We start from the raw sequence: 26,963 nt of genomic DNA on the forward strand, positions 1-26,963 counted from the left end.
TATGAGTGACGAACAAGAGGCCGACGCATCCGAAGAAGAGAACGAAGAAACACAGGACGGGCTGCAGGAAGGAGACTTCATCAGCCTCGATTACACCGCACGAACCGTCGAGGACGGCGATCTCGTCGACACGACCAGCCAAGAAGTCGCGGAAGAAGAGGACGTGGAGACTGACGAGCGCGACTTCAGCGCGCGCACCATCGTCCTCGGCGCGGGTCACATCTTCGAGGACGTCGAAGAGGACATCTACGGCAAGGAAGCGGGCGACGAGGGAACCGTCACCGTCGAACAGGCGTTCGGCGAATACGACAACGAGCAAGTCCGCACGGTCAGCGCCGACAAACTCTCGGACGAGGACCGCTACCCCGGCGCGAACGTCAACGTCGACGGCCAGCAGGGCTACGTCGAGACCATCATCGGCGGCCGCGCACGCGTCGACTTCAACCACCCGCTCGCGGGCGAGGACCTCGAATACGAGTACGAAGTCGTCGAAGAGGTCGAGGACGCAGAGGAGAAGGCGAAGGGCCTCTTCTCGATGTACATCGACGCGGACCTCGACATGTGGCTTCAGACGGACGAGGAAGAGGAGGAAGTCGAGAACGAGGACGGCGAGACCGAAACCGAGACGGTCGAGAAGGAAACCCTCTACATCGAGGCGACGCCGCAGCTGTCGATGAACCAGCAGTGGATGTTCCAGAAACAGCAGATCGCACAGGACGTCATCGACCGCCTCGACATAGACCGCGTCATCGTTCAGGAGACCATCGACGGCGCGGGTGCCGGAATGATGGGCGGCATGGGCGGAATGGGTGGTATGGGCGGTGCCGACCTCGAAGAAGCCCTCGAAGACGTCGACATCGACGAGGACGAACTCGTCGAGGAACTCGAAGAGGAAGGCGAAGAAGCCGAAGACGTCGAAGAGTAATCGAACCGAATCGTCTTTTTGGGTGAGCGAGCACTGTCGGGTATGCACTCCCCGACACGGCTCTTCCATCTCCATTTCAACACGCCCGACGTAAGCCACGCCGAAACCGAACTCGCCGCGAACGGACTGCCGCCGTACCGTCGATTCGGACGGGGCGACGGCGAGTTTCACGCGCTGGACGCGAGCGACCCCGTCCCGGACGGGTTTCGGCTTCGACTGCAAAACGCCCAACGCGGCTACGTGAACGTTACGATTGCACCGGGGCGACGCCCGCACTTCGACCACCTTGGCCTCTGTACCTCCGACTTCGAAGCGATCTGTAACCGTGCGGACGACGCGGGGTGGTCCGTTCGTGACCGCGACGGGCGACGAACGTTCGTCATGACGCCGTGGCGGTTCCGGGTCGAACTCCATCCCGACGGAAGCGACGTGGAGGCGGACCTCGGGTCGTGGGAAGAACTGCGGTTCGAGCGCGTCGAACTCGACGTTCCCGACTCGGATGCAGAGGATGAATTTCGGTCGGTATTCGGGGACGTTCCGGAACTCGTGTTTCAACACGCGGACGATGACGACGTACACGTCCCGCGGTTCGAACTCTCCGGTTCGTCGTTTCCGGCGGGAAAAACGGTCGAGACCGAAGCGTTCCTCTGACTCTCCCTCACCTCGTCGCGTTCTGGGAGCGGACGTTCGTAGCCGACCACTCGCCCGCGTTCGCCTTTCGAACGATTCCGGAGTCGATACTCGCGTTTTGGATTTCAACGGCGGGTTTCGGCTTCGTGTCGGGGTCGGTCACGTCCGGCGATACGGGTGCCGCGTCGGAGCGGTTCGGAACCGTCGTGTTGACCACCGTCAGCGTGTCCACGTTCAACGTGTCGAGGTTCGCGCCTTCGACCGTGATGTTGGTCAGGACGTGTCGCTCGATGACGCGGTTTTTCACGCCCGGGTCGAACAGGTCGCCGCCCGGCACGTTCCAAATCGAGCGGTTTCTGATGACGATTCTGTCCGCGGTCACGTTCTTCATCGTACCGTTTTGGATGTGAACCGTCGCGATGGAGACGTTTCGGAGGGTGACGTTTTTCTTGGGTCCGCTCTCGGTTCGCAAGGTTCGAACGTGTACCTCGTCCACCGTGGCGTTGTTCACCGTCGTATTCCGGAGCGCCCACGTCCTGACGGTCACGTCATTGACGGACACCTTGTACTGACCGAGTTGCAACAACGGGTTCGCCGCGGTTACTCCATCGCCAGCGACGACTCCACCGCCCGAGAATACGAGAAGAATCGACAAGATGACTGCGGCATACGTGCCGGTTCGGGTTCCCATACACGCCACGAACCGGAGCGACGGCATAAACGGCTTCGACCGTTTTCCCGAGTTCGGCGGGATAAGCCGTCGTTTCTCACTTTACGCTGATATGTGCGGGGAGGTCATCGCGGATGATGGTCTCACAGTACTCACAACGGACGCCGTCGGAGAGCACCTCGAACTTCGAATCGACCGGTTCGTCTTCCGTCGAGATGCAGTTGCTGTTGGGACAGGAGAGGATGCCGACGACGTATTCGGGTCGCTCCAAGCGGTGCTTTTCGGCCACCTCGTACTCGCGGATGATGTTGATGCTCGCGTCGGGGGCGATGAGGGAGAGCACGTCCACCTCGTTCTGACTCAACTCCATCCCCTCGACCTTCACGATGTCTTTCCGCCCCATTCGGTCGCTCGGAACGTTCATCCCGACGCTCACCGCCTCACCGTCGCTTCCGTCGATGCCGAGGATTGCGAGGACGTTGAGCGCTTGGCCGGCGCGGATGTGGTCGATGACGGTGCCGTTTCGAATCTTGCTGACGCGGAGTTCGTGGTCGCTCATTGGTCCTCCAGCATGGAGTCGAGCAGTGCCATACGCACTGGGATGCCGTTGTGTGCCTGTTCGAAGTACTTCGCGTGGGACGTCTCGTCAACCTCGGGTGCGATTTCGTCGACGCGGGGAAGCGGGTGCATGATGGTCAGGTCGTCACGCGCGTTTTCGAGCGTTTCGAGGTCGATACGGTAGTCGCCCGCGATGGCGCGGTATTCGTTCTCGTCCGGGAAGCGCTCGCGCTGGATGCGCGTGACGTAGAGGACGTCCAAGTTCGGAAGCACGTCCTCGATGTCCGTGTGTTCGCGGACGTTCGCCCCCGCCTCGTGGAGGTCGTAGCGAACGCTTCGCGGGAGTTTGAGGCTCCCGGGGCTGATGAAGTGCTGGCGAACGTCGAAGTTCGTTAGCGCGTGTGCGAGCGAGTGGACCGTTCGCCCGTACTTCAGGTCGCCCATGATGCCGATGGTGAGGTCATCCAGGCCCGCGTTCTCCCGAATCGTATAGAGGTCGAGGAGCGTCTGTGTCGGGTGATGTCCCGCCCCATCCCCGGCGTTGAGGAGGGGGACGTCGACGAACTCGCTCACCATCTTCGCCGCACCTTGGCTCGGGTGGCGCAACACGAGCGCGTCGGCGTAGCCTTCGATGACGCGCGTCGTGTCGGCGAGGCTTTCACCCTTCTTCACGCTCGACGATTCGACGGAACCCATGTCGACGACGTCGCCGCCGAGACGCTTGATGGACGTCTCGAAGCTCATCTTGGTGCGCGTACTCGGTTCGTAAAACAGCAACCCGAGGAGTTTTCCCGCGTGTCGGTCCCCGAACGCCGCCGGGTCGGCGTCGATTTCGGCGGCGCGGTCGAGGACGTCCTCGATATCCCGCCGCGAAAGTTGTTTCGTGTCGATGAGGTGGTCGTGCCGCATCGTTCGAAGAGGGGTTGTCACGCGCCTTGAAAGGCACGGGTCGTCCCCGAAATTTAAATCGGATGGCGGAACCACACCCGGCATGCTCGCCATCGCCGGTGGAAAGGGAGGCTGTGGAAAGACGACGACGACGCTCGGACTCGCGGGGGCGCTCGGGCGGATGCGCCGGTCGGTCGTAGCCGTGGACGCGGACGTTGACATGCCGGACCTACACCTGCTTGCGGGAGTCACAGACTCCCCAAACCTCTCGGCCGTCGCGGACGGCGAGCCGGTCGAGTCGGCGACCCATCCTCCCCCCTCCCTTACCGGCGTCGGAGTGGTTCCGGCACCGCAATCGGTAGCGGTGTCCGTTCACCTACCGACCGCGCTCCCTCGCCTTTCCTGTGCGGCCGACCATGTCCTCGTGGACTGTCCGGCGGGGGCGGGTCCCGACGCGGCGACGCCGCTCCGAATCGCGGACCATGTCCTGCTGGTAACGACGCCCGACCCGGCGTGTCTCCGCGACACGGCGAAAACCGCCGCGATGGCCCGTGCGCTTGGAACGACCATTATCGGAGTCGTCACGACCCGAGCGGATCATCCTCCATCGAAAATCGAGCGACTGTTCGACTGTCCGATGCTCTCGTCGATTCCCGACGGCGGCGTCGCAGCCCTCGTCGATGAGTCCGTTCGTCGGGGGTACGACCGCCTCGCGTCCGCGCTTCTGTCCAAACACTTATGAACGCCGTTTGAGTTGTCAATCGTATGGTAGCGCGGCTTTCGACCGGTGTCCCGGTTCTCGACCGGAAACTCGACGGGGGACTTCCACCGGGAAGCACCGTCGCACTCTGTGCCCCACCGGCCAGTCAGGCGGAACTTCTCCTGACCGAGTTCACCGCGAGTCGCCCGACGCTTTACTTGACGACCGATCGGGACGAAGAGGCCGTTAGTGCCGAGTTTCGACGGGAATCCAGCCGTCGAACGCCGGAGGTCAGATATATCCCGGGCGATGCGCCGCTCGACCACGCTCGGCGGTTGTTTCAGCGTCTTCGAAGCGATTCGACGCTCATCATCGACCAGATGAATCCCTTGGAGCGGGAGGACCCGACCCGGTATCGGAACTTCCTCAACGACTTGCAGGCCCACCTCCGGGGAACCAATAGCCTCGCACTCCTCCACTGTCTCGACGGTCGACAGGTCCCCGCCCAGCGGGATATCACGGAACATGCCGTCGACGTGGTGTTTCAACTCAGAACAGAAGTAACGGGAGACCGCGTCGAAAATCGGCTCGCCGTACCGAAGTTCCGCGGCGGACGGGCGCTTTCCGAAACGATCAAACTCGAACTCACGGAGTCGGTTTCCATCGACACCAGCCGCGACATCGCATAAATCGTTCGGGCACGTCGCTCTCGTCACGATTCTCACGGCCAGTGTTCACCGTCCGCGCACCTATCGTCGTTCGTCGATTCGACGCATCTGTTCCCGGTGGAGCGTGACGATCATATCCGAGAGGACGCCGAACATGAGCAACTGCAAGCCGAAGACGATGGAGATACCGGCGACGACCGCGAGTACTTCGTGTGAGATGTTTCGAGTGACCCATTCGACTCCCACGTAAACCCCCAGAAAAACACCGAAGAGGCCGCTCAACATCCCCACGCTTCCGAAGTAAAACAGCGGGTTGTTCGTCTTGGCCAGTTGATAGAGCGTCATGATGATGTCCCCGCCGTCCCAGAGCGGGTGGAGGTTCGTCTCCGAATCGTCCGGGCGCTCCTCGTACTGAATCGGGACGACGACCGTTGGAACGCCGTGTTTGACGCATTCGACCGCCAGTTCCGTCTCGACGCCGAAACCGTCCGAGGTGAGATACGCACGCTCCGCGGATTTGCGCGTGAACGCACGGTAGCCGCTCAGGATGTCCTTAAAATCCGACCCGTGTATGATGGAGAACGCACGATTGATGACGCGGTTGCCGAAGTGGTTCAGCCGCGGCATCGACCCGTCGTTCATCTCCGCAAACCGATTTCCGATGACGTGATTGTAGCCGTCGTCGAGCGGTTCCAACATCGTCCCGGCGTCCGCCGGGTCGTACGTTCCATCCCCGTCCAACATCAACACGTACTCCGTATTGATGTGTTCTAACCCCTCTCGAACGGCCTGTCCCTTCCCGACGCCGCTCTGCGTGATGACGCGTGCGCCGTGGTCCGTCGCCACGTCGCGGGTGTCGTCTTCGGAATCGCCATCCACCACGAGAACGTTCGAGAATCCCTGCTCACGAAACCCGTCGATGACTTCGCCAATCGTCTCGGCCTCGTCGAGCGTCGGAATGAGCACGCACACGTCCTCTTTGTCGGGCATTGTCGGGGAAATGGACACCGGGGTGTAAAAGCCCAACCTTTTGAGTCTGTCAGGGATGGGAGAGGTACCGACCCTCACCGCCCACCGACTGCCGGTCAATCCATAGATGTTTAAAACAAAACGACAAACGACCGGACATGAACCGGCTCGCAAAGGCCGCCGCTGTCGTCATCGCTGTGGCCGCAATTCCGTATCTCTGCTTTCTCGCGTTGTACGGACTGATTCGCCCCGACGGCTCGCCCGCCCGAAAGCGGGAATCGGAGCCGACGGTAAGTGTCATACTACCCACGTACAACGAGTCGGACATCATCGAGAAGAAGCTCGACGACCTGCTCGAACTCGACTATCCCATGGAGAAGGTCGAACTCGTCGTCGTGGATTCGAGCGACGACGAGACGCCCGACCTCATTCGAGAGTACTTCGCCAACCGCGAACACCCATCGCTGAACCTCATCGAGGAGGAGGAACGGCGCGGGCTCGCACCCGCGCTCAACGACGCGTACGCGGCCGCCGAGAACGAGATGGTGGTCAAAACCGACTGTGACTCTTACACCGCGAACGACGTCCTCCGCGTCGCGGCGGCAAACCTTGCCGACCCGGAGGTTGCGGCCGTGACCGGACAAAACGCCGACGTTCTCGGCGGGAGCGAAGTCGAGGAGGGGTATCGCGGCGTCCAAGCCCATATTCAAACGTTCGAATCGCATCTCGACTCCACCCTCATCTTCCACGGCCCGTTCTCGGCGTTCGAAAACGACGCCATCGTCCCCATCGACCCCGAATCGCTCGCCGACGACACCGAGCTCGCGTTGAAGATTCGACGCAACGGAAAGCGGGTAATCTTCGACCCCGAGATTCGCTACAGCGAGGCTTCCCACTCCGATTTCGGAAAACGCAGATTGCAGAAAGACCGGCGCGGAATGGGCTTGATTCGGTTGCTAGTGCAACATCGGGATGCACTCGGGCGACACGGGAAGTACGGAGGCGTCGTGTTGCCGTTCAACTGGTGGTTCATGATTGTCTCGCCGTGGTTGGTGGCGCTTGGGGTGGGGTTAATGACGGGTGGTGCGCTCGTTGCTGCCGGACCGTTTGGACTGGTCGTTCCTGCGGGGCTTTGGTTGTTCGTTCGGCTCGGTGGCAGTGACCGATTGGGTTCATTGCAGCCGGTGTACGCCATCTTCGATACGCAGGTGTCGCTGTTCCGAGCCAGCGTGGAGTTGTTGCGTGGTGAGGACGATGGAACGTGGGAGATAGATGAGGAGTTGCGGGAGGCGTTCGAATAATCGTATATTAAAATTAGTATACCATATTGTCTTGAACTATAGTCCGGATACGGCTTGAAATCACATATAGTACCCCAAAATAGACCGCCGAACTGATCAATATGAGTGCAAGAATCCATAGCGTGGTGTTTTCCAAACGTGGTTGGAGAATAAATAGGACAATTCCCATGATAATTGCGGCAATCCACTGACGACTTATCTCTTTTAATGGTATAGAAACAGACAATTGTTCAGAGATCGCCCTGTAGCTGATTATAAGCGTAAGAAATGCAGCAATCGAAGTGGCCGTCGCTGCCCCGATCCATCCGTATGAATATATTAGTGTGATATTGAGAATGATATTTGTGGCGACAAACACTCCATTGATCCGAAATGCGATGTCTGGACGATCAATTGCATTTAACGTATTGAGAATCTGTGAAGCATATGCGTATATCAACCGCGCAAAAATAAGAATGGTTAGTATCGTCCCCCCGATTCTGAACTCAGTACCATAGATTGCTAAAAGAGAGTCCCCGATCAGTAAACTGCCAATGAAACCAGGAATGAGTAATATACCGGTATATGCGAACGCTTCGTTTGCAAGCTTTGAAACCGTTTCGCGCTTTGTGTCTGCCAGCCGACTCATTTCTGGAAACATAGCCTGACTAATCGAGAGACCGAATACTGCAAGTATAGAAGCGAGATTCCACGAAACTTCGTAGATTCCTATGTATCCTGTAGCAACAAAAAATCCAAGAATGATCGTATCCATCGAGTCAAGAGTCAATCCGCTAATTCCTCCAAGCCAAGAATAGCGAGCATACGAAAACAAGTCCCTAAATTGCTGCCGGTCAGGGGGATGCAATCGAATTGAAACGAAAGTCACCGTCACCAATACTGTTATTATTGATGCAACGGCGTGACCAACGAGAAGTCCCGAAATTCCCCACCCAAAAATAGCGACAAAACAGAACTGCAAACCTGTTCTAAAAGACCGGTCTACTGGTTGTAAAAGAGCAGTAATATGTACCATATGTTGTCCTCGTAACACACCCAGCAAGAAGGAAAACAGAAGAATACCGATGAGAGCAAGTATAATGTACTTCGTTCCATAGAATCCGAGATAGTTATTGAGAGGATTACGAACGAGGATTAATAGACAAGATAATGTCGTTAAAAGAATTAATTGCATTATGATTCCTGCAGAAAGATATGCTCCGTTATTACCCTCTTCTTCAGTTAATCTCTTTGTGATTGATTCCCGGATTCCAAAATCGCCAATTATCTTCAACCAACTCAAGACTGCGATGGCTAGGAAGTACGTTCCCAATACGCTCTTACCGAGTGTATGTGCAAAGTAGAGAGTTGCTAAGAAACCGAGGACAGAGGCAGCTACTTGGGAAAGGAAGTGTATCACCGAAGTTTGTCCGATTCGCATACCCGACATTATTTTGATATTAATCAACTAAATTTTTATTCTCATGAAGTTCATCAAGTACCCGAGCAAACTCATTTACCGTTTGCTCGCGGCTGAACCGACTCTCTGATGCGATGTCGGTATTATATTGGAATTCATCGGAGTGTAGTTTTTCAAGTGCTTTAGCAGTGGAATCAGGGGAGTTGGGTGGTGCTATAATACCAATTTCGTTGTCATGGATTAACTTTGCGACACGAAATGATGGGTCAACGACTGCCAAGATGGGCTTTTGAACGCCAATATAATCCCATAATTTGGATGGGATATTAAGTCTATTTCGAGGCTTCGAACCGCCAATATGAACGACGATGTCCGACCCCTTCAACTCCGCGATCACTTTTTCATGAGAGATATAGCCGTGAGGATCAATAAGATGATCAATCCCAAGATAAGCGGCAAACTCGGAATATTCGTCAGCCCAATCACCGAAAAATTGGATTTTGAAGTCATTTGTATCGTATCTTTCCGCATATATGGCAACACCCTGAAGAAATGAGTATGGCTCAATCCAACCGCTGTAAAATGAACCAGCGTATGTTATCGTAAATTCATCTTTCTTGTTTGCATCAATCGGTTCTAATTGCTCACGTTCGAAACCCATGAAAGGCAACTTCTCACACTTTTTACTAACATTTGTCGAATATCTAGTTGTGAAATAGTCTTCTGGCAATTGAATTCCGTCAAACCAGACCACCTTGTCAGATTTTGTTATAATGAGTCGTTCGACGGCACGTCGGAAATACCAAGGGAGGGAATTTGGGTCTACATTTGGATTCGTGATTAATGGATCCCGAAACTCGGCGAGCCAAGGGCAACTAGTGAGCAAACTAACAAGATACCCAATGAGTTGGAGATGAAATGGACTACTTACGGAATTTATTATATCGATATCTTCCCGATGGGCGAGCCGTGCGAGACGGATAGCGTTCGGAACTATTCCCAGGATTGTAGTTTTCTCTACATATCCTACCGTGACATTCCAACCGCGTTCTTCTAGTAGCCTCACTCTCGTTCTGAACTTCTCAGATCTACCAACATTCTCATCTAAACGACGATTTGATATCAGCAGTACATCGTTCATCTATCACCGGAAATTCGTTCAAAGGTTGTCAATGCTTCGAATAGGTCACTCGGTTAATAGTCGCCGAGAAAAACTTTTCAATTGCTGTCCTGCATCGGTGGTTTCGAGGCGTAGAGCGAGTGCTGATTGGACTACGTCGATTCGTGGAAGGAGGTAGGGGTCGATAGATGAGTCAAGCACTCCTGGTTGGCCGGTCACTGCAAGTGAATGAGATTCTCGCACTAGTTCATCACTAAGTTGGTTGTGCTCTCCGTGAGGGTAACTAAATCGGTTAACTGAAATCCCGAAACGAGATTCTAACTCCTCTTTTGCACCGATGATTTCATCGAAAAGCTCCTTTCGGGAGAGTTCCTCAGATAGAACTGGGTGCGTCTTAGTATGGTTTCCAATAGTAATGAGGTCGTCGTCAATTAAGTCACGAATCTCTGAGCTATCCATTATAACTTTCGAATCAACATCGATAAGGGAGTGTCGTTCAATTATCCGTTCTCGATTTCCATTATCGATAAACTCGGACGTGATAAATACGGTTGCCGGTATCTCGAATTCACGTAGTATCGGGACAGCATTAGTATGGAAATTTTTAAACCCATCATCGAACGTAACGGCAATCTTTTTTTCACTTGTATTGTCGTGAACAACTTCAGAGAGGTCAACGAATTCAAACTCCTCGTGAAGTGTCTTGAGTTGACGTCTAAAGACGTGTGTCGAAATATTCCCATAGTAGGAGCCGTTTGTTTCTCCGACTGAGTGATACATCAAAACAGCATTCAAACCATTATCCACAACATTAGTTATTCGTAACAGGTAGTCGAGTCGAGAGGCAGCTTCCCAACCCAATTCAGCAAGAGGAGTTTCGTTGTAAATCGATTTGAACCGGCTGAGATCCATTAAATATCGATATGATAATTGGTAGTATATAGGTTTGGAGTTCGGAGTGATGAGAAGTCATCTATCAAATGACAAATTATCTGATAAGCTTTTTAAGTTGCCAAAACAGAACCATTTCATATGAACGTTATTATTATTGTGGTAGATGCCCTCCGTGCATCTGACGTTGGGTGTTATGGAAGGAAAGAGAACACGACCCCAAATATCGATGATCTCGCCGCCGATTCGTTTGTTTTCGAAAATGCGTTTTCTCAATCCAACTATACTGATGTTTGTCTCTCTTCGATTTTCTCGGGGAAAGCACCGCGTGAACACGGGGTGACTCACCACGGTACCGCACACACCGAAGAGAATTTGAAACGATTGCAGCAGCAGAATACTAAATTTCTCCCAGAGTTTCTTTCAGACGAAGGGTTTGAGACAATTGGAATGGATTGGATGGGCCGCTGGCACCAGTGGGGATACGACGAGTACGGGATTAAATCAACCAAAAATGAATCAAAAAATATCTCGGCCGACGACCTACTGGACAAGTTCAAAGATTTAGCAATGGAGTTGCCTGATCCCATCTACAAATATGTCGCGACCAAGTACTGGCAACGAACTGGGATCAGCGATTCGATTATAAACTGTGAGGATCTCACTGATCTGTCGATCAAGAAGATAGAGAAGACGACTGAGCCATTCTTTATGTTTATGCATTATTGGGACGTCCATCCACCATACCTACCTCCAAAGGAATACGAGGATAAATTCACCTATGATGGTAGAAATAAACACCTTTCGAGCTATTTCAACCCGGATGCGAAAGGCCCTCGATCGGCAGAGTATAAAGCCTATGCGACTGGGAAACATCAAACTGTTGCTGACAGCAAAATCGCCTACGATGGCGCATTGGCTTGGGTAGATGAGCAAATCGGACGAATGTACGACACACTCGAAAAGGAAGGAATCGCCGACGAGACGATGTTAATAATAACGGCGGACCATGGCCACAACTTCGGTGAACATAATATATTCTCCGACAATTGCAGTCTATACGACACGAGTATCCACATCCCGTTGATAATCGATGATCCAACTCAACCGGGTAAACGAATAGATAGGTTAGTCCAACATACGGATCTGTTGCCAACGGTGCTAGATTTTGCCGACATAGAAATACCGGACGATATTCGCGGGGGAAGCCTACCAGAAACCGAGCGAGAATACGTCTTCTCGGAAGCCATTGAACATCGTATGCGAACAATCCGAACTAAGGAGTGGAAACTCATAGTTCCGGAGAAAACGGAGTATCTTCAACAGCAGTATTGGTATGACGGTAACGGTGTCGTGGAATTATATGATATTCAAAATGATCCCGATGAGAGCCGAAATGTTGCCAGTGAAAATCGAGATGTAGTGAGGATTCTCACAAGAAAGCTCGAAGAAGAATTGAACGAACAGGAGCAGGCGACCGATCCGTCACAAAACCGGAGTCGCTCTATCGACGAGACGGATATGAAGGAAATCAAATCAAATCTTCATGCGCTTGGCTATGCCGACGACGATAACGTGTAACTTCATCAATCGTCTACGTAACTGGCTATGGTTTCGATTGCATTTCGATAATCCTCTGCGATCTGTTCCCATGAGAGTTCCTGAATGTCTTCTTGTAATCTATTGGGGTGGGAAAAAACTATGGATTGTTCAATGTTGTCGGCAATATCTTCTGGATTAGCTGTAGAAAACGCAACCCTCGCATCAAACCGTTGTCTGGCTGCTCCGTCCAACTGCACTACAGGCAATCCCGCAGCCATATATTCCAGCACTTTGAGCGTTCGAGCGTCGTCAACGAGACACAGACCAACGTCAGAGAGGTAGAGATATCCCGGCACGTCCTCGTGCGGGACGGTTCCCAAGAACTCGACATTCTCCATCTGCTCCGCAGCAGTACGCGTGAATTCGTTCAACGAACCAGTTCCAATAATCACGAGGCTCCAACCATCGAGATATTCCATGCTCTCGATCATCTCCTCGATATGATATATCGGGTCCAAACCACCCACATAAATCGCAACGTTGTCGTTCAAATCGAGGGAGTCGAGCCGTAACGAAGCTCGTTCAATCGAAGCCGGATCGGGGTTCGCAAACATTTCGTATTCGACGCCGAAATCCGTCTGGGAGTAGCTAGACGCGTATCTGTTGATTCGCTCTTCTTCTTCGGGATAGACGTACAGTACGTGGTCAGCAACACGCAGGGCTCTGTTTTCGAGTGCTCGGACAGGTGGTGCCAACAACGGCGATTGTTCCTCGAACTGCCGCATCGGGTCGATGTTATCCACGACGAGCGGGAGGTTTCCCAGCCGCTTCAATACCATCCCGGCGATAGCACCCGCACGGGTCGTCCCGATTATCAGATCGTAACTGCGGAGACGCGTGGCTTCGGTGGCAACTGCCTTCGGCGTCGTACTCGTAATCGTGACATCGAAGCCGTTCTGGCGGAGATAGTCCGCGAGGATTTGGCGGCCGATACTGATGTTGTCGGGTCGATTCTGTGCAAGCCAGAGGATGTTCATATTGATTGCCGATATTCGCCTGCTGCCTTCTTCTCACGTGGTAAACCGAATACTACCGACTCCGGCAGTAATACGGCGTACGACGATTTGTCATCTGATAGACTGTTCAGCGCGTTTCGAGTCACTACTGTTCGATATTCCAGACTGTGAGGTATATGTATATGCGGATTTCGTCTCGAACCAAAATGGCATTCGGAGCTATATTAGTCTACTATCATAAGGCTTATCCCCACTTTCCCAGACGTTTCACTCGATGAGCCAAGGCACCGAACAGGTCGAGGACTCCTCTAATCCTACCGATTCAGTCCTCGACCAGATAGAAGAGTGGTACCACGTCCCCGTACTCGCGGTGTTGCTGGGATTCATGTTGTGGGTTCGGTTGCAGTCCTACAACAACTTTGTCAGAAACGGCGAAGTGTTTTTCTCGGGTAACGACGCGTGGTATCACCTTCGGCAAGTACAGTATACTGTCAGTCACTGGCCAGCGACGATGCCGTTCGACCCGTGGACGTACTATCCGTTCGGGACGAGTGTCGGCCAGTTCGGAACGCTTTACGACCAAATCGTCGCCACGGCCGCGCTGATCGTCGGATTGGGCGATCCGTCCCAGAAGACGGTCGCACTGACGCTGTTGGTCGCACCGGCGGTGTTCGGTACGCTCGTCGCCGTTCCGACCTACTTCATCGGGAAACGGTTGGGCGGGCGACTCGGCGGCGTCTTCGGCGTTCTCGTGTTGGCACTCGTTCCGGGCGTCTTCCTCAATCGCGGATTGGTCGGATTCTCGGACCACAACGTCGTCGAACCGTTCTTCCAGTCGTTCGCCGTGCTGGCGATGATGGTCACGGTTTCGGTGGCGGAACGCGAGCGTCCCGTCTTCGAACTGCTCGTGGACCGCGACTTCGCGTCCGTCCGCCGACCGCTCGGCTACGGCATCCTCGCGGGTATCGCAACCGCGCTCTATCTGTGGGTGTGGCCACCGGGGGTCCTCCTCATCGGCATCTTCGGCGTGTTCTTCCTGCTGAAACTGACCGCGGACTACGTGCGCGGTATCAGTCCCGACCACCTCGCGTTCGTCGCGTCGGTCAGCATGGGCGTCGCGGGACTCCTCCTGTTCGTTCCGCTGGGGACGCTCTCGTTCAGCGCGACGAAGTTCTCGCTCCTCCAACCGCTCATGGCGTTCGCCATCGCCGTCGGGTCCGTCTTTATGGTGTGGTTGGCGCGCGAATGGGACGACCGCGACCTCACGACGGCCGGTTATCCGGTCGCCGTCTTCGGCATTCTCGCGGTCGGAACACTCGTCGTCTACGTCGCGCTGCCGGGACTGTTCAACCTGATACAGACGAACCTCGTTCGTTTCGTCGGATTCGGTGCAGGCGCGGAACAACGAACCATCGGCGAAGCAAAGCCCTTCCTCAGTGGCGGTCAGTCCCTCACGGCGGCCGTCCTTCCGCAGTACGGGTTGATGTTCTTCACCGCCATCGTCGGCGCGCTGTTGATGGTCTGGCGGGCGCTCTCCGCGGACGAACACGGGGGCGAAAAGCTCCTCGTGCTCGTCTGGTCGGCGTTCATCGTGGCCGCGGCGTTCACGCAGGTTCGATTCAACTACTATCTCGCTGTGCCGGTTGCGGTGCTGAACGCGTATCTTCTGGGTGGGGTTCTCGGCTTCGTCGGTATCGGCGGCTCGGCCAGCGAAACGATTCGAAACGTCGAAGCGTATCAGGTGCTGGCGGTGGTCTTCGTCGTCCTGCTCGTCGTTCCGGCACTCGTGGTTCCGGTGCAAGTCGGCGGCACGCAGACGTACACCGCACAGCGCGTCGGGAACAGCACCGGTCCCGGCGCGGTAACGCAGTGGGAAGGGTCGCTCCAGTGGATGCAGGCGAACACCCCGCATGAGGGAACCTACGGCGGGGCCAACAACGCGATGGATTACGACGGCACGTACACGCAAGGCGACGGCGATTACGACTATCCGGACGGGTCGTACGGCGTCATGTCGTGGTGGGACTACGGCCACTGGATTACGGTCGAAGGGAAGCGAATCCCGAACGCCAACCCCTTCCAGGAAGGTGCCCGGACCGCCGCGAACTACCTCCTCGCACGGAGCGAGTCACAGGCGAACGACGTCCTCGATTCGCTCGGCGACAAGGACGAGGAGACGCGCTACGTGATGGTCGATTGGAAGATGATCGAGACGAAGGGGCGACAGGGCAACGTCAAGTTCTTCGCGCCGACGGTGTTCAACGAGAACGTCTCGCAATCGACGTTCATGGATTACATCCTCCTCGGGAACAACCAGTACGTCGTTCAGCACAAACAGGCATACTACGAGACGCAGATGGTCCGCCTGTACATGTACGGCGGCAGTTCGGTCGAACCGAAACCCATCGTCCTCGATTGGGACGTCGTCAGTGGGACCCAGAACGGCCAGCAGGTGTCGTCCAAGGTCGAGCCACAGGGAACGAACGAGACGGTCGTTCGGACGTTCGACACGATGAAGGAGGCGCGCGCCTTCGTCGAGGAGGACGGTAGTTCGCAAATCGGCGGCATCGGCCCGTATCCGAGCGAACGGATTCCGGCGTTGCAACACTACCGCGTCGTCAAGGAGAGCCAGTCGAAATCGACGTACGTCTCCTCGCACTACCAGGTGCTCGTCCAGCGACTCCAACTGCTCCAACAGGGCGGCGCGACGGGACAGGACTTCCTGCGCACATCGCCCTCGTGGGTCAAGACGTTCGAGCGCGTGCCCGGTGCGACGGTGCAGGGAACCGGCCCCGCAGACACTACCATCACCGCTTCGGTGAAACTGAACTCCGCGAGCGGCGGCACGTTCACCTACACGCAGAAGGCCAAGACCGACGGGAACGGGAAGTTCACGATGACACTCCCGTACTCCACGACCGGCTACGATAAGTGGGGAACCGACGAGGGCTACACGAACGTCGACGTCCGCGCCGCCGGTCCGTACGAGTTCAAGACGCCGGAGACGGCCGGGGAGAACGGATTCACGTTCAAGAACGCGACGGCACAGGTGACTGAAGGTCAAGTCATCGGCGAGGACACGAGTCCGGTGACGGTCTCCGTGGACCAACAGCAGACGGTTCCGGTCGAGGGCGCAAACAACTCGACCGGCAACACCTCGTCGGGTCCAGCGATGGGCAATTCGACGAACGGCGACGGGACGAGCGGTAACACGACGAACGGCAACGGCACGGCCGGAGCGAACGACTCGACGAACAGCAGTTCGTTGCCGAGTCCCGCCGCCCCGTCAACCCGTGCAGGCCTCGTCGGCACGTTCGCGGCCGCGATGGTCGTTGCGCGCCGCGACTGAAACGCTTCGATTTTCGAGCGCGGTTTTCGGTTTCGTATTTTGGTTCGTTTTTGTTGTAGTCTGGTCGACAGTCAGCCCACATCCTCATGTTCGAGTACTTCGTAGTACCTGCCGTGACTGGTGACGAGCGAGAGCCTGCCGGCGTCGACCGCGGATGGGAATCGTTTTTTGATTCGACAGGGAACCTCGGAGCAATGCGTGGCCTGCTGACGATATACCTGAAGGGCGTCTGTATGGGGTCCGCCGATGCGGTCCCCGGCGTCTCCGGCGGGACGATTGCTCTCATCACGGGCATCTACGAACGCCTCATCTCCGCCGTCGCGTCGTTCGACCCCCGAATCGTTTTGAATATCCTCCGAGCGTACGACCCCGACGAACGCGCGCTTGCACGAAGGAAGCTTTCGAAGATGGACATCCCATTTCTGCTTGCCCTCGGTGCCGGAATCGCAACGGCGCTCGTGGCGGTCACGGGACTCGTCACGTGGGGAAGCAAACAGTACCCCGTCCTCCTGTACGGATTCTTCTTCGGACTCATCGCCGCGTCGGCCATCGTCCTCTACGACGAGGTGTCAGTGAGTACGCCGGGGCAGGTCGGTGCCGCCATCGCGGGGTTCGCCATCGCCTTCCTTATCGCCGGTGCGACCGAATCGGCGACCGGTTCGACTCCGCTCCCGCTCGTTTTCCTGACCGGGATGGTCGCCATCAGCGCGATGATCCTCCCGGGTGTGTCCGGAGCGCTCATCCTCATGCTCCTCGGTCAGTACAATTATCTCTCCGAGAACCTGCACGGGTTTAAGGACGCGCTCGTCGGACTCGTTGATGGCGGGGCTCTGGACGCCGTCGTCACTCACGGAACGGTCGTCGTGACGTTCATGGTCGGTGCTCTCGTCGGCGTGTTGACGATCTCGAAAATCGTTTCGTGGGCGTTCGAACACTATCGAGCGGCGACGTTGACATTCCTCGTCAGCCTGATGGTCGGGGCGCTTCGCTATCCCGTCGAGAAGACCGTCGCGGCACCGACGTTCGCGTGGACGCCGACGGTCGTCGGCGGCGCACTCGTCGCCGTCCTCGTCGGTGGCGGTGCGGTGTTACTGCTAGATTACACCACCGACGATTTGGATTACTGACAAGAGATATTGTTAACTCATCGCACGGCGTACTCTCCTCGATGACCGCAACATACGAATGTGAAAGCTGTGGAAACCGCGTGAGCGCGCTCCAGCACCCGGGCGAGTGTCCCGAGTGCGGTGCTGAGATGCGAAACGTCAGCGTTCCGCGTGAGTAGGGATAGACAGGGGGATGGGGAGTGAGTCGATTTGTGCCGTCACACCGTCGATAGTATCGTCCATCTCGGCGAGAGACGTCCCCGCTTCGGGGGTCGTCGTCGCTCCGTTCGGCGTCGATTCGATGTATCCGTCCTCTTCGAGGACGCGAAGGGACGAGCGGATTCTGTGGTGTTCCGTACCGGAGAGCCGTGAAAGACGACGAATCCCGATCGGTTCGTTCTCTTGAACGAGTAGAAGAACTTCGAGCGTTCGCTCTATCAGATCGATTTCGCGGGTGAGAGTATCGAACACGACTGAACCGATCCACCCGTCGGGCTAAAGCGTTTCTTTGGAACTCACCCGTGACGAACGGTGACGTCCGTAACTCCCTTACCCGGACGGCCGGACTCGGTCACCGGTGCCGACCACCATCAACAGGAACGCGAACAACAGCGGTGAAATGGCCGCGAGTACGATTGCGGCGGCGAAGATGTACGAATCGGTCGAAATACCGCTATTGGCGTCGGCCTCTTGGCCGCCTCCCGGCAGTTGAATCGTGCCGACCATGGTCGTCGGATGGACTTGACAGTGATATTTCGCCATTTTGGACGTGGCGGTGAACGTTACCGTCTGGGTCGCTCCCTTCTGGGACATGATGTCACTCGATTCGAGCGCGTTCCCCGACGAATCCAGAAGCACGAAGTTGTGTGGTTGTCCGTCTAGGTTCTCCCAGACGACGCGGTATTTCTGTCCGGGCTTCAGTTCCAACGTCGGGTTCGACTTCCCGGCGATGCTGGACGGTTTCTGGCCCTGCCACGCCTGTACCTCTCCACCCAGTCGGAACGTTTCCGTCTGTGCGTCGGCGCGCCCGCTCGCGGCGACGAGCGACCCCGCTGCCATCGTCGTGAGAAAGCCCCGCCTCGTTGTGCTCCCCGTTTGCAGTTCTGACATCGTACCCCCGGAGGTCACACGACGGGAATCGCCAAGAAGGTACAGGTCGATACGGAAGTTCTCGACGCGAAAGTGTCCCGATAAAAAACTATTCAACCGACGGGACCGCAGTCCACGACATGGGAACGGACGACACGGTTGGCGACGTGAGCACGTTCCTCTGGTGGCTCGGATGGCGGTTCAAGGTCGGAGTCGCGCTCGCGGTTGCGCTCTCGATTCTGTTCGGTGTGACGACCGAAACGGGAACCGGATATCTCGCCGGCATCGCCGCCGGACTCGGCCTCTGGTATCTCGGGACCGAGGAGATAGACCGCGCGTACTGGACGCTCCTCGAATCCCACGCCGAGTACACCAAGCGGGTTCGCCGAACCGTGGCGGAAACCACGCCCCACGAATCGGCGTACACGCTGAACTACGGTTCCGGGTCCTCGCTCCTCGTGAGTCCCGACGAGCGCTACTTCACCACGACCGTCTTCGTCGGCGATGAGGCGATCACGTTTCACGAGGGCGTCGGGATCGATATGGTCGACAGGGTTCCATACTTCAAGGACACGACGACGGAGATTCGGTACGAGTGGCTCTCCTCGATCCGGTACGAGAAACCGTACGTGCGCCTCGAACTCACCGGCGGGACGGCGATTCGATACTACGCGAACGACCGACCCGACGAGTTGTTGGCGGACGTGCGCGGCCGAATCGAGCGCCATCGACCGAACAGCACGGAAAAGGGAACCGAGACGAAAGAAACCGCCGAAGAGATTCAGGGACCCGCCGAGCGGATTCAACGGGAGTTCAACTGACTAACGCGGCGTCCAGCACTTCCAGCGGGTGTCGGATGTCGTACCCCGTCCCGTGGTTCATCTGCATCGCGCAGGTCGGACACTCGGTCATGCCCGTTTCGCCGCCCGACTCCTCCATGTGATCGAACATCTCCTCGCCGATCTTCATCGACGTGTCGTACTTCTCCTCCTTCCACCCGTACGTGCCGCTGATACCGGAACAGGAGTCGCCCACGTCCACCGGGTCGGTGCCGTCGAGCGCCGACAGCAGTTCGACGGCCTGCCCGTCGAGTCCCTGATTTCTGGCGTGACACGGCGCGTGGTAGGCGAGGGTTCCGAACTCGGACTCGGGGACGGAGGAATTCGCGAGCGCGCCGTCCAAGTCCTCGTTGACCCGGAGATATTCGAGGGCTTCGAAGGTGTTCGCGGCGACTTTCGCGGTGCCGTCGAACGAGTAGAGTTCGGGATACTCCTGCCGGAGCGCCATCGAACAGGACGTACACGAACAGATGACGTCGTAGCCTTGTTCGACCAGCGCGGCGAACGTCTCGATGTTGAACTTCGCGGAGCGCTTCGCATCGTCCAGCATCCCGTTCGCGAACATCGGCGTCCCCGAACAGCGCTGCTCCGGCACGACGACTTCGTAGCCGAACTCCTCGTACACGCGAACCATCGATTTGGCGACTTCCGGCGTGTTGAAGTTCGAGTAATCGCCGTGGAAGTAGGCGACCTTTTTATCGGCGTCCTCGTCGCCGCCTCGTTCTTCTCGTGCCTCCCGCGCTCGTCTCTTCGAGGCGGCGTTGCCGCCTCGCTCCTCCCACCAGTCGGTGAACGTCTGCTCGGCGAAGGCCGGAAACTCCCGTTCGCCCGCGATACCGAGGAGTTTCTCGTAGGCCATCTTCGTCACCGAGAGGCCCATCACGAAGTTGGCGAGGCGGGGGAACTTCGCGCCGAGCGGCGCGAGTCGTCCGTAGTTCGCCAGGATTCGGTTACGGATATACTCCCGCGAGAACTTCGACATCTCCTCCTCGACGTACTCCCCCCGGGCCGTGTTGTGCATCCCCGACAGCGGCACGTCGGAGGGACAGGCGCTATCACAGCGCATGCAGTTCGAACACGACATGACGGAGTCGTCGATGTCGTGGTCCTCCTTGCGCTTGAGTCGCCACTGCTCGGGACCTTGGAACTTCGGTCCCGGAAACTCGTCGTCCACTTCGGCGACGGGACACTCCGTATCGCACGTCGAGCATTTGTAACAGTCGTCGGACCCCGGTCTGAGGTCGAGCGGTTCGCCCGTAAACACGTCGCGCAGTTCGGCCGCGTCTCGTCGATCTGATTGCTTCTCGCTCATGGATTCACATTCACCTGTTCGCCCGCAATCCGTCCCGCCACGACGCCGGTCGAGAGCGAGACGCCGCTTCCTGACTTCTCCGCCGCGAAATCGTAGCCACCGAGAACGCCGCCGGCGGCACGGAGGTTGTCGAACGCCGGTTCGCCCGCCGCGTCGAGGACTCGAAGTTCGTCGTCCGTCGCCACGCCGAACCGGGCGAAGGCGTGGTCGCCGAACGCCGCCGGGTCCGACCAGTCGTAGCGGTCCTCGGGTGCGGCGATGTGACAGTCGAATATCGGTTCGTACACGCTCGCGCGCGTCGATTCGATTCCCTTTCCGACCAAACCCCCGGTCGCCAGCACAAACTGGTCGCCGTAGAACGGAATCTCCGCGCCGTTTCGCTCCACGACGACCGCCTCGATTTCGTCCTCTCCCTCGAAATCCACGACGGGATTCCCGGTGGTCGTTCGGACGCCTTCGTCCTGAAGGGCGTCGTGAAACGCGGTTTCGAGGCGCATGCCGGGAAGGCTCGGCGGCCCCATCGGCACTTCGAACACGTCGACGCCGAGTTGGGATTCGAGGGTCGAAATCACCTCCGCGGGTCGGTCCTCGCCGAGCATCGCCGGAAAGCCCACGCGCTCGGCGTCGCCGAGGTGGGGTTCGACCAGTTCGGCGAGCGCGGTGCGAACGGGGAGGGACGTCGAAATTCCGCTTTGTTCCCGTTCGATTCGTTCGTTCTCGTCCAGCGCGTGGGCGAGTCGGGTGATTCGGGCGTCGGTCCGAAAGTCGCCGGGGAACGCGACGGTGACCCCGTGTGCGTCGAACGGCACGTCCGCCGACAGTCGGTCGGCCGCGAGCGGCGCGTCGAAATCGACCACCGTCTCGAAGCCGACCAACAAGGTGTCCCGCTCGTCGCTCGCCAGTCCGTTCGCGCTCGTTTCGGGATACCGAGCGGTCGGTTTGACGCGCCCGCCGAACGTCGGCACGAGGGCGTTCCGGTCCGTGTGACCCCCCGCGTAGTCGGTCACGGTATCGAGGAGGGCGAGGCCGTCGCGGATTCCATCCTCGCCGACCGTTCGATAGGGATGCTCCTCGGGGAGCGCGGAGAGCGCGTCGAACGGGTCGGAAACCAGTCCGTCCGCGTATCCCAACACGTCGATGAGGCCGCTCGCGTGGCGGAGCGTGCTCTCCTTGTGCGAGAGCAGTCTGACCCGTACTCCCTCGCGGGCCGCGGAAAGCGCGGTGGCCATTCCGGCGATGCCGCCGCCAATGACGACCACGTCGTCCTCAATCGCCACGCTGACCCCCGTCGAACGCCGCGAAGTCGATGTTGTCGGTACTCTCGTCGCGGTTCATCGTCGTCGCGTGGAGCGCGTAGTTCAGCGCGGCCTGTGAGAGCTGTTCGCCCCAGAGGCCGTGCCGTTCGCCCTTCCAGCGCTCCTGAAACAGTTCGTCCAGCGCTTTTCGAGATGTGGGTTCGTCGTACCCCGGATACAGTTCGTTCGCCATCCGATGACAGCAGATCCCCCCCTGACAGTTGCCCATCGAGGACCGGGTGCGGATGCGGACCGCGTTCAGGTCGGACCCGGACCCGTCGATGGCGTCGTGAATCTCCGCGCGGGTGACGGCCTCGCACTCGCAGATGACGGGGTTCGGGTCGGTGCTCGTGAGGACGCCTTCGGCGCGACTGCCGAGCCGCTGGACGCTCCGTCGGCCGACCGGCGAACGAAGACCGAACTCGTCCATGTAGTCGTGCAGGAGGGTGAAATCGTGGCTTCCGGGGAGCGGTTCGTCGGCGGTGTGGCACGTCGCCCTGACGCCGAGTTTGTCGCAGACGTGGTCGGAAATCTTCTCGGCCATCATCCGATAGGTGGTGAACTTCCCCCCGACGATGCTCGCCATGCCGTCGAGGCCGTCGCGGTCCTCGTGGTCCAACAGGAAGAAGTCGCGAGTGATGTCCGTCGGGTCGGTCGTTCCTGTCCCCGGCGGTTCGTACAGCGGGCGGACCCCCCAGAAGGTGCGAATCGTTCGGGACTCGCGGAGGATGGGGACCAGTTTCGACAGTTCGTCTATCATCAAATCGACCTCCCATCCCTCCTCGGGGTAGTTCTCGGGATCTTCCACTTCCTCGTCCGTGGTTCCGAGAATCGCCGTCACTTCGTGCGGGACGATGATGTCGGCGTCCCCCTTCGGTCGGCAGCGGTTGATGACGGTGTCCACCTGTCGGCAGTTCATGACCACCATCGCGCCCTTGGACGGCCGAACCTCGACGTCGACGCCCGCCATGTCGCCGAGTTGTCCCGCCCACGCGCCCGTCGCGTTGACGACGTACTCGGCGCGAATATCCTCCATCGTTCCGGGTTTCGCGTGGTTTCGCTTGCCCGGCCCGCTCGCGTGGCGGACTTCGACGCCCACCACGTCGCTTCCCTCGACCAACACGTCCGTCACTTCGGCGTGCGTCTCGATTCGCGCCCCGTGCATCTCGGCGTCGGCGGCGTTTGCGACGCAGAGCCGAAACGGGTCGATAGCGCCGTCGGGGACCGAAATCGCGCGTTTCACGTCGTCGGTCAGGTACGGTTCCTGTGCGCGCGCCTCCTTCGCGGTCAGTTCCTCCGCCGGAATGCCGCAGTCCCGGCAGCCCTGTAGCTTCTCCTCGAAATAGTCGTCGTCGTCGCCCTCCAGTTGCACGAACTGACCGCCAGTCATCTCGACGCAGTGGCTGGCGATGTCCCGGAGGACGCGATTCTCCTCGATACACTCCTCGGCGCTGGCTTGGTCGGAGACGGCGTATCGGCCGCCGCTGTGGAGCAGGCCGTGCATTCGGCCCGTCGTCCCGTGGGTGAGGTTTCCCTTCTCGACCAACGTCACGTCGAGTCCCCGCATCGCGAGGTCCCGGGCGATACCTGTGCCCGTCGAACCACCCCCGACGACGAGCACGTCAGCGTCTGTTGCCATGGGTGGGGGTTGGTTGGAACGTACTTTAGTTTACCGCCAGCGAGGGTAGTAGTGATAAAATACGGGCCGTCCGGCGACATCCGCGCTTGATTTCACGTTCCTTTTCGAAAAATGCGGGTCGAAACATACAGCGGAGAGACAACTGTTATCTATATTCGCCCGGTTAGACCGCGATAATGGATATTGGAGAGCGCATCGAACGACGACGCGCGACGTCCCCCGCCGCCAACCTCGTCGTCGAATGGAGTGCCTTGAGTCCGGTAACGCACGTCGCGAATCCGGTCGGTCGGGGGTCCACGTTGGAACGACTGCTCGACGCACTCGATGCGCTCTTTTCCGACCGGCTCCCGCCGAACGTCCATCTCTACGGGCCGCCCGGCGCTGGAAAATCGGCGCTCGTGTCCGCGCTGTTCAGCCAACTCGGAAAACAGCTGTCGCCCGGGCAAGGGACGATACTGACGACCACTCGGGCGGTCAACCAACGCGGGTTCGACTTCGTGTACATCGATTCCCGGCGGGCGTGTACGCCTTTCCGACTGTATCGTTCGGTTCTCGATTCGCTCACCGACGACCACGTCCCGGAACGCGGCGTCGGCACCGGCGTTCTGGAAGAGAAGTTGGAGACCGCGGTACGCCGGTCGAACCGGGCCGTCGTCGTCGCGGTGGACCACGTGAACGAGGAGGAGATGCTTTCCGCCGAGGAAGCGACGGCGCTCTTCGACGACATGGACGAATCGCTGTCCGTGCTTACCGTCGGGCGGACCCGTGAAAGCGCGACGCGCACGCTCGAAATTCCGGCCTACAGTACGCACGAACTCGCCGATGTCATCACCGAACGAGCATCTCGCGGGTTACAACAGGGCGTCCTCGACCACACGCAGGTGAAGACGCTCGCGGAGTGGGCCGACGGTGACGCTCACGACGCGCTCGCGGCGTTGTTCGGTGCGGTGACGCTCGCCGTCGATGCCGACGCGGACCGGGTTCGGGACGACGATTTGAGGGTCGCGATGGACGCGGTGCCGTCCGACGGCGTATCGCTCGGCATCGTGCTTTCGCTCCCGGAGAATCGTCGGGGAGTACTCGCCGAACTGCTGGAACTCGACGCGGACGAACGAACGACGGTCGAAACCAGCGCGGCCGCCATCGCGGCCGAGACGGACCTCTCGTCGGGGACCGTCACCCGCTACCTCTACGAACTCGCCGAAGCGGGCGTCCTCGAACGCGTTACGACCACGAACGGGCGACGAAGCGGACGGAAACCGAGCAGGCTCGAACCGCGATTTCCGACGCTCGCGTTTCGGGCGTTGCAGGAGAACTGAACGGTTTCCGGCAATCACGACCGGAAACGTCTACCCCGATTTATCAGCATGCTTCACGAGCATGGATGAAGGGGGAACATTTATAACGAAAGTGTTTGATGTTTACAGCCAATGGCCTACAGCCAGTAAAAATGGATGAGGCCACGCTGAGCGGACCTCGTCCGCCAGCAACGAATTCAAGAGGCTACCCATATGTCAACGAACGGAACATACGTCGGGTCAATCGACCAAGGAACGACAGGTACTCGGTTCATGGTGTTCGACCACGCGGGAACGGTGGTCGCGAACGCCTACGAGAAACACGAACAGATATACCCGGAACCGGGATGGGTCGAACACGACCCGCTCGAAATCTGGGAGAACACGCAGTCGGTCATCGAATCCGCGCTCGCGGAGGCGGGCATCGAGGCCGACCAACTCGCCGCGCTCGGCGTCACCAACCAGCGCGAGACGACTCTGCTGTGGGACGCGGACACCGGCAAACCGGTTCACAACGCCATCGTCTGGCAGGACCGTCGGACGACCGACCGCATCGAGCGCCTGGAGGAGGACGGCAAAGCGGACGGGGTTCGCGCGAAGACGGGCCTCCAACCGGACGCATACTTCGCGGCGACGAAGGCCGAGTGGTTGCTCGACAACGCCGAACCCATCAAAACCCAACGCGCCCGCCCGGCGGACTTGCGTGACCGCGCCGATACCGGCGAAATCCTCTTCGGGACCATCGATACCTGGCTGATTTACAACCTGACCGGCGAACACATCACGGACGTGACGAACGCCTCGCGGACGATGCTGTTCGACATCCACGAGATGGACTGGGACGGCGGCCTCTGCGAGGAGTTCGACGTTCCGCGCGAAATGCTGCCCGAGGTACGACCGTCGAGCGACGACGAAACCTACGGTTCGACCGACCCCGAGGGATTCCTCGGTGCGGAAATCCCCGTCGCAGGCGCGCTCGGCGACCAGCAGGCGGCGTTGTTCGGCCAGACCTGCTTCGACGCAGGGGACGCGAAGAATACCTACGGGACGGGCAGTTTCTTCCTCCTGAACACGGGTAACGAGGCCGTCGAAAGCGAACACGGCCTCCTCACGACGGTCGGATTCCAGCGTTCGGGAGAACCCGTACAGTACGCGCTCGAAGGGTCCATCTTCGTCACCGGCGCGGCCATCGAATGGCTCGTGGACATGGACCTCATCGAGGACGCCGGGAAGACCGAGAACCTCGCTCGGAGCGTCGATTCGACCGACGGCGTGTACATGGTTCCGGCGTTCACGGGACTCGGTGCACCCCACTGGAACCAGCGCGCCCGGGGTACCCTCGTCGGAATGACCCGCGGAACGCGGAAGGAACACGTCGTCCGAGCGACGCTCGAATCCATCGCGTATCAGACCCGTGACGTGGCCGAAGCGATGGAGGCCGACAGCGGCATCGAAGTCGAATCGCTGCGCGTGGACGGCGGCGCGGTGAAGAACAACTTCCTCTGTCAACTGCAAGCCGACATCCTCGGAACGGACATCGTTCGGCCCGTCGTGGACGAGACGACGGCGCTCGGGTCGGCTTACGCCGCCGGACTCGCCGTCGGCTATTGGGAAACCGTGGACGAACTCCGTCAGAACTGGCAGGTCGACCGCGAGTTCGAAGTGAACATGGAAAGCGACGCGGCCGACGCGAAGTACGGCCGCTGGCAGGACGCCGTTGAACGGTCGCTCGACTGGGCCGACGAGGGTGGTGCCTGAG

Annotated in this window: 25 protein-coding genes; 12 read left to right on the forward strand and 13 right to left on the reverse strand. The window is 58.4% G+C overall.

What is annotated here, in order from left to right; all coding sequences use genetic code 11:
- The first annotated feature begins 1 nt into the window (after position 1).
- Both ACGYLY_RS04505 and ACGYLY_RS04510 read left to right on the forward strand, forming a co-directional pair.
- Entirely contained in the window at positions 2 to 925 is a 924-nt protein-coding gene (locus ACGYLY_RS04505) for a peptidylprolyl isomerase (protein ID WP_395282790.1), read from the forward strand.
- Between the two features lie 42 nt (positions 926 to 967).
- Positions 968 to 1,576 carry a hypothetical protein gene (locus ACGYLY_RS04510; RefSeq protein ID WP_395282789.1) on the forward strand — a complete coding sequence of 203 codons (609 nt, stop codon included), beginning with the start codon at positions 968 to 970 and terminating at the stop codon, positions 1,574 to 1,576.
- Positions 1,577 to 1,583: 7 nt separating this feature from the next.
- Here the strand turns inward: ACGYLY_RS04510 and ACGYLY_RS04515 are convergent, their stop codons facing one another.
- The 3 genes from ACGYLY_RS04515 to pyrB all read right to left on the reverse strand — a co-directional run bounded on the left by ACGYLY_RS04515 (position 1,584) and on the right by pyrB (position 3,692).
- Positions 1,584 to 2,246, reverse strand: coding sequence for a hypothetical protein (locus tag ACGYLY_RS04515; RefSeq protein WP_395282788.1), 663 nt, complete (start codon positions 2,244 to 2,246; stop codon positions 1,584 to 1,586).
- A 76-nt stretch (positions 2,247 to 2,322) separates the two neighbouring features.
- On the reverse strand, positions 2,323 to 2,784 hold the full coding sequence (pyrI, locus tag ACGYLY_RS04520; protein WP_395282787.1) for an aspartate carbamoyltransferase regulatory subunit: 462 nt from the start codon (positions 2,782 to 2,784) through the stop codon (positions 2,323 to 2,325).
- Positions 2,781 to 3,692 carry an aspartate carbamoyltransferase gene (gene pyrB, locus ACGYLY_RS04525; RefSeq protein ID WP_395282786.1) on the reverse strand — a complete coding sequence of 304 codons (912 nt, stop codon included), beginning with the start codon at positions 3,690 to 3,692 and terminating at the stop codon, positions 2,781 to 2,783. The genes pyrI and pyrB overlap by 4 nt, the downstream gene beginning before the upstream one ends.
- Before the next feature lie 82 nt (positions 3,693 to 3,774).
- On the opposite strand from pyrB, the gene ACGYLY_RS04530 reads away from it, so the two are divergent.
- Both ACGYLY_RS04530 and ACGYLY_RS04535 read left to right on the forward strand, forming a co-directional pair.
- Positions 3,775 to 4,413 (forward strand): MinD/ParA family protein, encoded by a 639-nt coding sequence (locus tag ACGYLY_RS04530; RefSeq protein ID WP_395282785.1) that lies wholly within the window; start codon positions 3,775 to 3,777, stop codon positions 4,411 to 4,413.
- Between the two features lie 23 nt (positions 4,414 to 4,436).
- Positions 4,437 to 5,060, forward strand: a complete 624-nt coding sequence (locus ACGYLY_RS04535; RefSeq protein ID WP_395282784.1) for an RAD55 family ATPase — start codon at positions 4,437 to 4,439, stop codon at positions 5,058 to 5,060.
- Positions 5,061 to 5,120: 60 nt separating this feature from the next.
- Here the strand turns inward: ACGYLY_RS04535 and aglJ are convergent, their stop codons facing one another.
- Entirely contained in the window at positions 5,121 to 6,029 is a 909-nt protein-coding gene (gene aglJ, locus ACGYLY_RS04540; protein ID WP_395282783.1) for an S-layer glycoprotein N-glycosyltransferase AglJ, read from the reverse strand.
- Positions 6,030 to 6,166: 137 nt separating this feature from the next.
- On the opposite strand from aglJ, the gene ACGYLY_RS04545 reads away from it, so the two are divergent.
- Complete coding sequence (locus ACGYLY_RS04545; protein WP_395282782.1) at positions 6,167 to 7,309, forward strand: glycosyltransferase; 1,143 nt, start codon at positions 6,167 to 6,169, stop codon at positions 7,307 to 7,309.
- Positions 7,310 to 7,322: 13 nt separating this feature from the next.
- Here ACGYLY_RS04545 and ACGYLY_RS04550 read toward each other — a convergent pair whose 3' ends face one another.
- Genes ACGYLY_RS04550 through ACGYLY_RS04560 form a run of 3 tightly spaced genes read right to left on the reverse strand, consistent with a single transcriptional unit; the run spans position 7,323 to position 10,740 of the window.
- The gene (locus ACGYLY_RS04550; RefSeq protein ID WP_395282781.1) at positions 7,323 to 8,729 is read right to left on the reverse strand and encodes an oligosaccharide flippase family protein; all 1,407 of its coding nucleotides are present in this window, start codon (positions 8,727 to 8,729) and stop codon (positions 7,323 to 7,325) included.
- A gap of 19 nt (positions 8,730 to 8,748) precedes the next feature.
- The gene (locus ACGYLY_RS04555) at positions 8,749 to 9,849 is read right to left on the reverse strand and encodes a glycosyltransferase (protein ID WP_395282780.1); all 1,101 of its coding nucleotides are present in this window, start codon (positions 9,847 to 9,849) and stop codon (positions 8,749 to 8,751) included.
- A gap of 45 nt (positions 9,850 to 9,894) precedes the next feature.
- The gene (locus tag ACGYLY_RS04560) at positions 9,895 to 10,740 is read right to left on the reverse strand and encodes a polysaccharide deacetylase family protein (RefSeq protein ID WP_395282779.1); all 846 of its coding nucleotides are present in this window, start codon (positions 10,738 to 10,740) and stop codon (positions 9,895 to 9,897) included.
- Positions 10,741 to 10,860: 120 nt separating this feature from the next.
- Between ACGYLY_RS04560 and ACGYLY_RS04565 the strand changes: the two genes are divergently transcribed.
- Entirely contained in the window at positions 10,861 to 12,300 is a 1,440-nt protein-coding gene (locus tag ACGYLY_RS04565; RefSeq protein ID WP_395282778.1) for a sulfatase, read from the forward strand.
- 5 nt (positions 12,301 to 12,305) lie between these two features.
- Here ACGYLY_RS04565 and ACGYLY_RS04570 read toward each other — a convergent pair whose 3' ends face one another.
- Positions 12,306 to 13,298, reverse strand: coding sequence for a glycosyltransferase (locus ACGYLY_RS04570; protein ID WP_395282777.1), 993 nt, complete (start codon positions 13,296 to 13,298; stop codon positions 12,306 to 12,308).
- A 253-nt stretch (positions 13,299 to 13,551) separates the two neighbouring features.
- On the opposite strand from ACGYLY_RS04570, the gene ACGYLY_RS04575 reads away from it, so the two are divergent.
- From ACGYLY_RS04575 to ACGYLY_RS04585, 3 genes are all read left to right on the forward strand, one after another.
- Positions 13,552 to 16,626: an oligosaccharyl transferase, archaeosortase A system-associated gene (locus ACGYLY_RS04575; protein ID WP_395282776.1), complete on the forward strand. Its 3,075-nt coding sequence runs from the start codon at positions 13,552 to 13,554 to the stop codon at positions 16,624 to 16,626.
- A 194-nt stretch (positions 16,627 to 16,820) separates the two neighbouring features.
- Positions 16,821 to 17,753, forward strand: a complete 933-nt coding sequence (locus ACGYLY_RS04580) for a DUF368 domain-containing protein (protein ID WP_395284153.1) — start codon at positions 16,821 to 16,823, stop codon at positions 17,751 to 17,753.
- A 41-nt stretch (positions 17,754 to 17,794) separates the two neighbouring features.
- Entirely contained in the window at positions 17,795 to 17,911 is a 117-nt protein-coding gene (locus ACGYLY_RS04585; RefSeq protein WP_231183006.1) for a rubrerythrin-like domain-containing protein, read from the forward strand.
- Here the strand turns inward: ACGYLY_RS04585 and ACGYLY_RS04590 are convergent.
- On the reverse strand, positions 17,892 to 18,203 hold the full coding sequence (locus ACGYLY_RS04590; protein WP_395282775.1) for a hypothetical protein: 312 nt from the start codon (positions 18,201 to 18,203) through the stop codon (positions 17,892 to 17,894). The genes ACGYLY_RS04585 and ACGYLY_RS04590 overlap by 20 nt on opposite strands.
- Positions 18,204 to 18,281: 78 nt before the next feature.
- Positions 18,282 to 18,842, reverse strand: a complete 561-nt coding sequence (locus ACGYLY_RS04595; protein WP_395282774.1) for a plastocyanin/azurin family copper-binding protein — start codon at positions 18,840 to 18,842, stop codon at positions 18,282 to 18,284.
- 119 nt (positions 18,843 to 18,961) lie between these two features.
- Here ACGYLY_RS04595 and ACGYLY_RS04600 point away from each other — a divergent pair, with 119 nt between their 5' ends.
- Positions 18,962 to 19,642, forward strand: a complete 681-nt coding sequence (locus tag ACGYLY_RS04600; RefSeq protein WP_395282773.1) for a hypothetical protein — start codon at positions 18,962 to 18,964, stop codon at positions 19,640 to 19,642.
- Here ACGYLY_RS04600 and ACGYLY_RS04605 read toward each other — a convergent pair.
- Genes ACGYLY_RS04605 through glpA form a run of 3 tightly spaced genes read right to left on the reverse strand, consistent with a single transcriptional unit; the run spans position 19,635 to position 23,906 of the window.
- A complete protein-coding gene (locus ACGYLY_RS04605) occupies positions 19,635 to 20,972 on the reverse strand; it encodes an anaerobic glycerol-3-phosphate dehydrogenase subunit C (protein WP_395282772.1) in 1,338 nt (445 codons plus the stop codon). The two genes, ACGYLY_RS04600 and ACGYLY_RS04605, sit on opposite strands and share 8 nt — an antisense overlap.
- Positions 20,969 to 22,249, reverse strand: a complete 1,281-nt coding sequence (gene glpB, locus ACGYLY_RS04610; RefSeq protein WP_395282771.1) for a glycerol-3-phosphate dehydrogenase subunit GlpB — start codon at positions 22,247 to 22,249, stop codon at positions 20,969 to 20,971. The genes ACGYLY_RS04605 and glpB overlap by 4 nt, the downstream gene beginning before the upstream one ends.
- Entirely contained in the window at positions 22,239 to 23,906 is a 1,668-nt protein-coding gene (gene glpA, locus ACGYLY_RS04615; protein ID WP_395282770.1) for an anaerobic glycerol-3-phosphate dehydrogenase subunit GlpA, read from the reverse strand. The genes glpB and glpA overlap by 11 nt, the downstream gene beginning before the upstream one ends.
- A 176-nt stretch (positions 23,907 to 24,082) precedes the next feature.
- Between glpA and ACGYLY_RS04620 the strand changes: the two genes are divergently transcribed.
- Together ACGYLY_RS04620 and glpK are read left to right on the forward strand one after the other, a co-directional pair.
- A complete protein-coding gene (locus tag ACGYLY_RS04620) occupies positions 24,083 to 25,225 on the forward strand; it encodes a Cdc6/Cdc18 family protein (RefSeq protein ID WP_395282769.1) in 1,143 nt (380 codons plus the stop codon).
- Positions 25,226 to 25,417: 192 nt separating this feature from the next.
- Complete coding sequence (glpK, locus tag ACGYLY_RS04625; RefSeq protein ID WP_395282768.1) at positions 25,418 to 26,962, forward strand: glycerol kinase GlpK; 1,545 nt, start codon at positions 25,418 to 25,420, stop codon at positions 26,960 to 26,962.
- Position 26,963 lies beyond the last annotated feature (1 nt).

Source organism: Haladaptatus sp. CMAA 1909 (assembly GCF_043952005.1).
GTDB lineage: Archaea > Halobacteriota > Halobacteria > Halobacteriales > Haladaptataceae > Haladaptatus.

What these genes read in the sequence shown, in the direction of transcription:
- ACGYLY_RS04505 (WP_395282790.1), top strand. Translation starts at nt 2, where the DNA reads ATGAGTGACGAACAAGAGGCCGACGCATCCGAAGAAGAGAACGAAGAA.
- ACGYLY_RS04510 (WP_395282789.1), top strand. Translation starts at nt 968, where the DNA reads ATGCACTCCCCGACACGGCTCTTCCATCTCCATTTCAACACGCCCGAC.
- ACGYLY_RS04515 (WP_395282788.1), bottom strand. Translation starts at nt 2,246, where the DNA reads ATGGGAACCCGAACCGGCACGTATGCCGCAGTCATCTTGTCGATTCTT.
- pyrI (WP_395282787.1), bottom strand. Translation starts at nt 2,784, where the DNA reads ATGAGCGACCACGAACTCCGCGTCAGCAAGATTCGAAACGGCACCGTC.
- pyrB (WP_395282786.1), bottom strand. Translation starts at nt 3,692, where the DNA reads ATGCGGCACGACCACCTCATCGACACGAAACAACTTTCGCGGCGGGAT.
- ACGYLY_RS04530 (WP_395282785.1), top strand. Translation starts at nt 3,775, where the DNA reads ATGCTCGCCATCGCCGGTGGAAAGGGAGGCTGTGGAAAGACGACGACG.
- ACGYLY_RS04535 (WP_395282784.1), top strand. Translation starts at nt 4,437, where the DNA reads ATGGTAGCGCGGCTTTCGACCGGTGTCCCGGTTCTCGACCGGAAACTC.
- aglJ (WP_395282783.1), bottom strand. Translation starts at nt 6,029, where the DNA reads ATGCCCGACAAAGAGGACGTGTGCGTGCTCATTCCGACGCTCGACGAG.
- ACGYLY_RS04545 (WP_395282782.1), top strand. Translation starts at nt 6,167, where the DNA reads ATGAACCGGCTCGCAAAGGCCGCCGCTGTCGTCATCGCTGTGGCCGCA.
- ACGYLY_RS04550 (WP_395282781.1), bottom strand. Translation starts at nt 8,729, where the DNA reads ATGCGAATCGGACAAACTTCGGTGATACACTTCCTTTCCCAAGTAGCT.
- ACGYLY_RS04555 (WP_395282780.1), bottom strand. Translation starts at nt 9,849, where the DNA reads ATGAACGATGTACTGCTGATATCAAATCGTCGTTTAGATGAGAATGTT.
- ACGYLY_RS04560 (WP_395282779.1), bottom strand. Translation starts at nt 10,740, where the DNA reads ATGGATCTCAGCCGGTTCAAATCGATTTACAACGAAACTCCTCTTGCT.
- ACGYLY_RS04565 (WP_395282778.1), top strand. Translation starts at nt 10,861, where the DNA reads ATGAACGTTATTATTATTGTGGTAGATGCCCTCCGTGCATCTGACGTT.
- ACGYLY_RS04570 (WP_395282777.1), bottom strand. Translation starts at nt 13,298, where the DNA reads ATGAACATCCTCTGGCTTGCACAGAATCGACCCGACAACATCAGTATC.
- ACGYLY_RS04575 (WP_395282776.1), top strand. Translation starts at nt 13,552, where the DNA reads ATGAGCCAAGGCACCGAACAGGTCGAGGACTCCTCTAATCCTACCGAT.
- ACGYLY_RS04580 (WP_395284153.1), top strand. Translation starts at nt 16,821, where the DNA reads ATGCGTGGCCTGCTGACGATATACCTGAAGGGCGTCTGTATGGGGTCC.
- ACGYLY_RS04585 (WP_231183006.1), top strand. Translation starts at nt 17,795, where the DNA reads ATGACCGCAACATACGAATGTGAAAGCTGTGGAAACCGCGTGAGCGCG.
- ACGYLY_RS04595 (WP_395282774.1), bottom strand. Translation starts at nt 18,842, where the DNA reads ATGTCAGAACTGCAAACGGGGAGCACAACGAGGCGGGGCTTTCTCACG.
- ACGYLY_RS04600 (WP_395282773.1), top strand. Translation starts at nt 18,962, where the DNA reads ATGGGAACGGACGACACGGTTGGCGACGTGAGCACGTTCCTCTGGTGG.
- ACGYLY_RS04605 (WP_395282772.1), bottom strand. Translation starts at nt 20,972, where the DNA reads ATGAGCGAGAAGCAATCAGATCGACGAGACGCGGCCGAACTGCGCGAC.
- glpA (WP_395282770.1), bottom strand. Translation starts at nt 23,906, where the DNA reads ATGGCAACAGACGCTGACGTGCTCGTCGTCGGGGGTGGTTCGACGGGC.
- ACGYLY_RS04620 (WP_395282769.1), top strand. Translation starts at nt 24,083, where the DNA reads ATGGATATTGGAGAGCGCATCGAACGACGACGCGCGACGTCCCCCGCC.
- glpK (WP_395282768.1), top strand. Translation starts at nt 25,418, where the DNA reads ATGTCAACGAACGGAACATACGTCGGGTCAATCGACCAAGGAACGACA.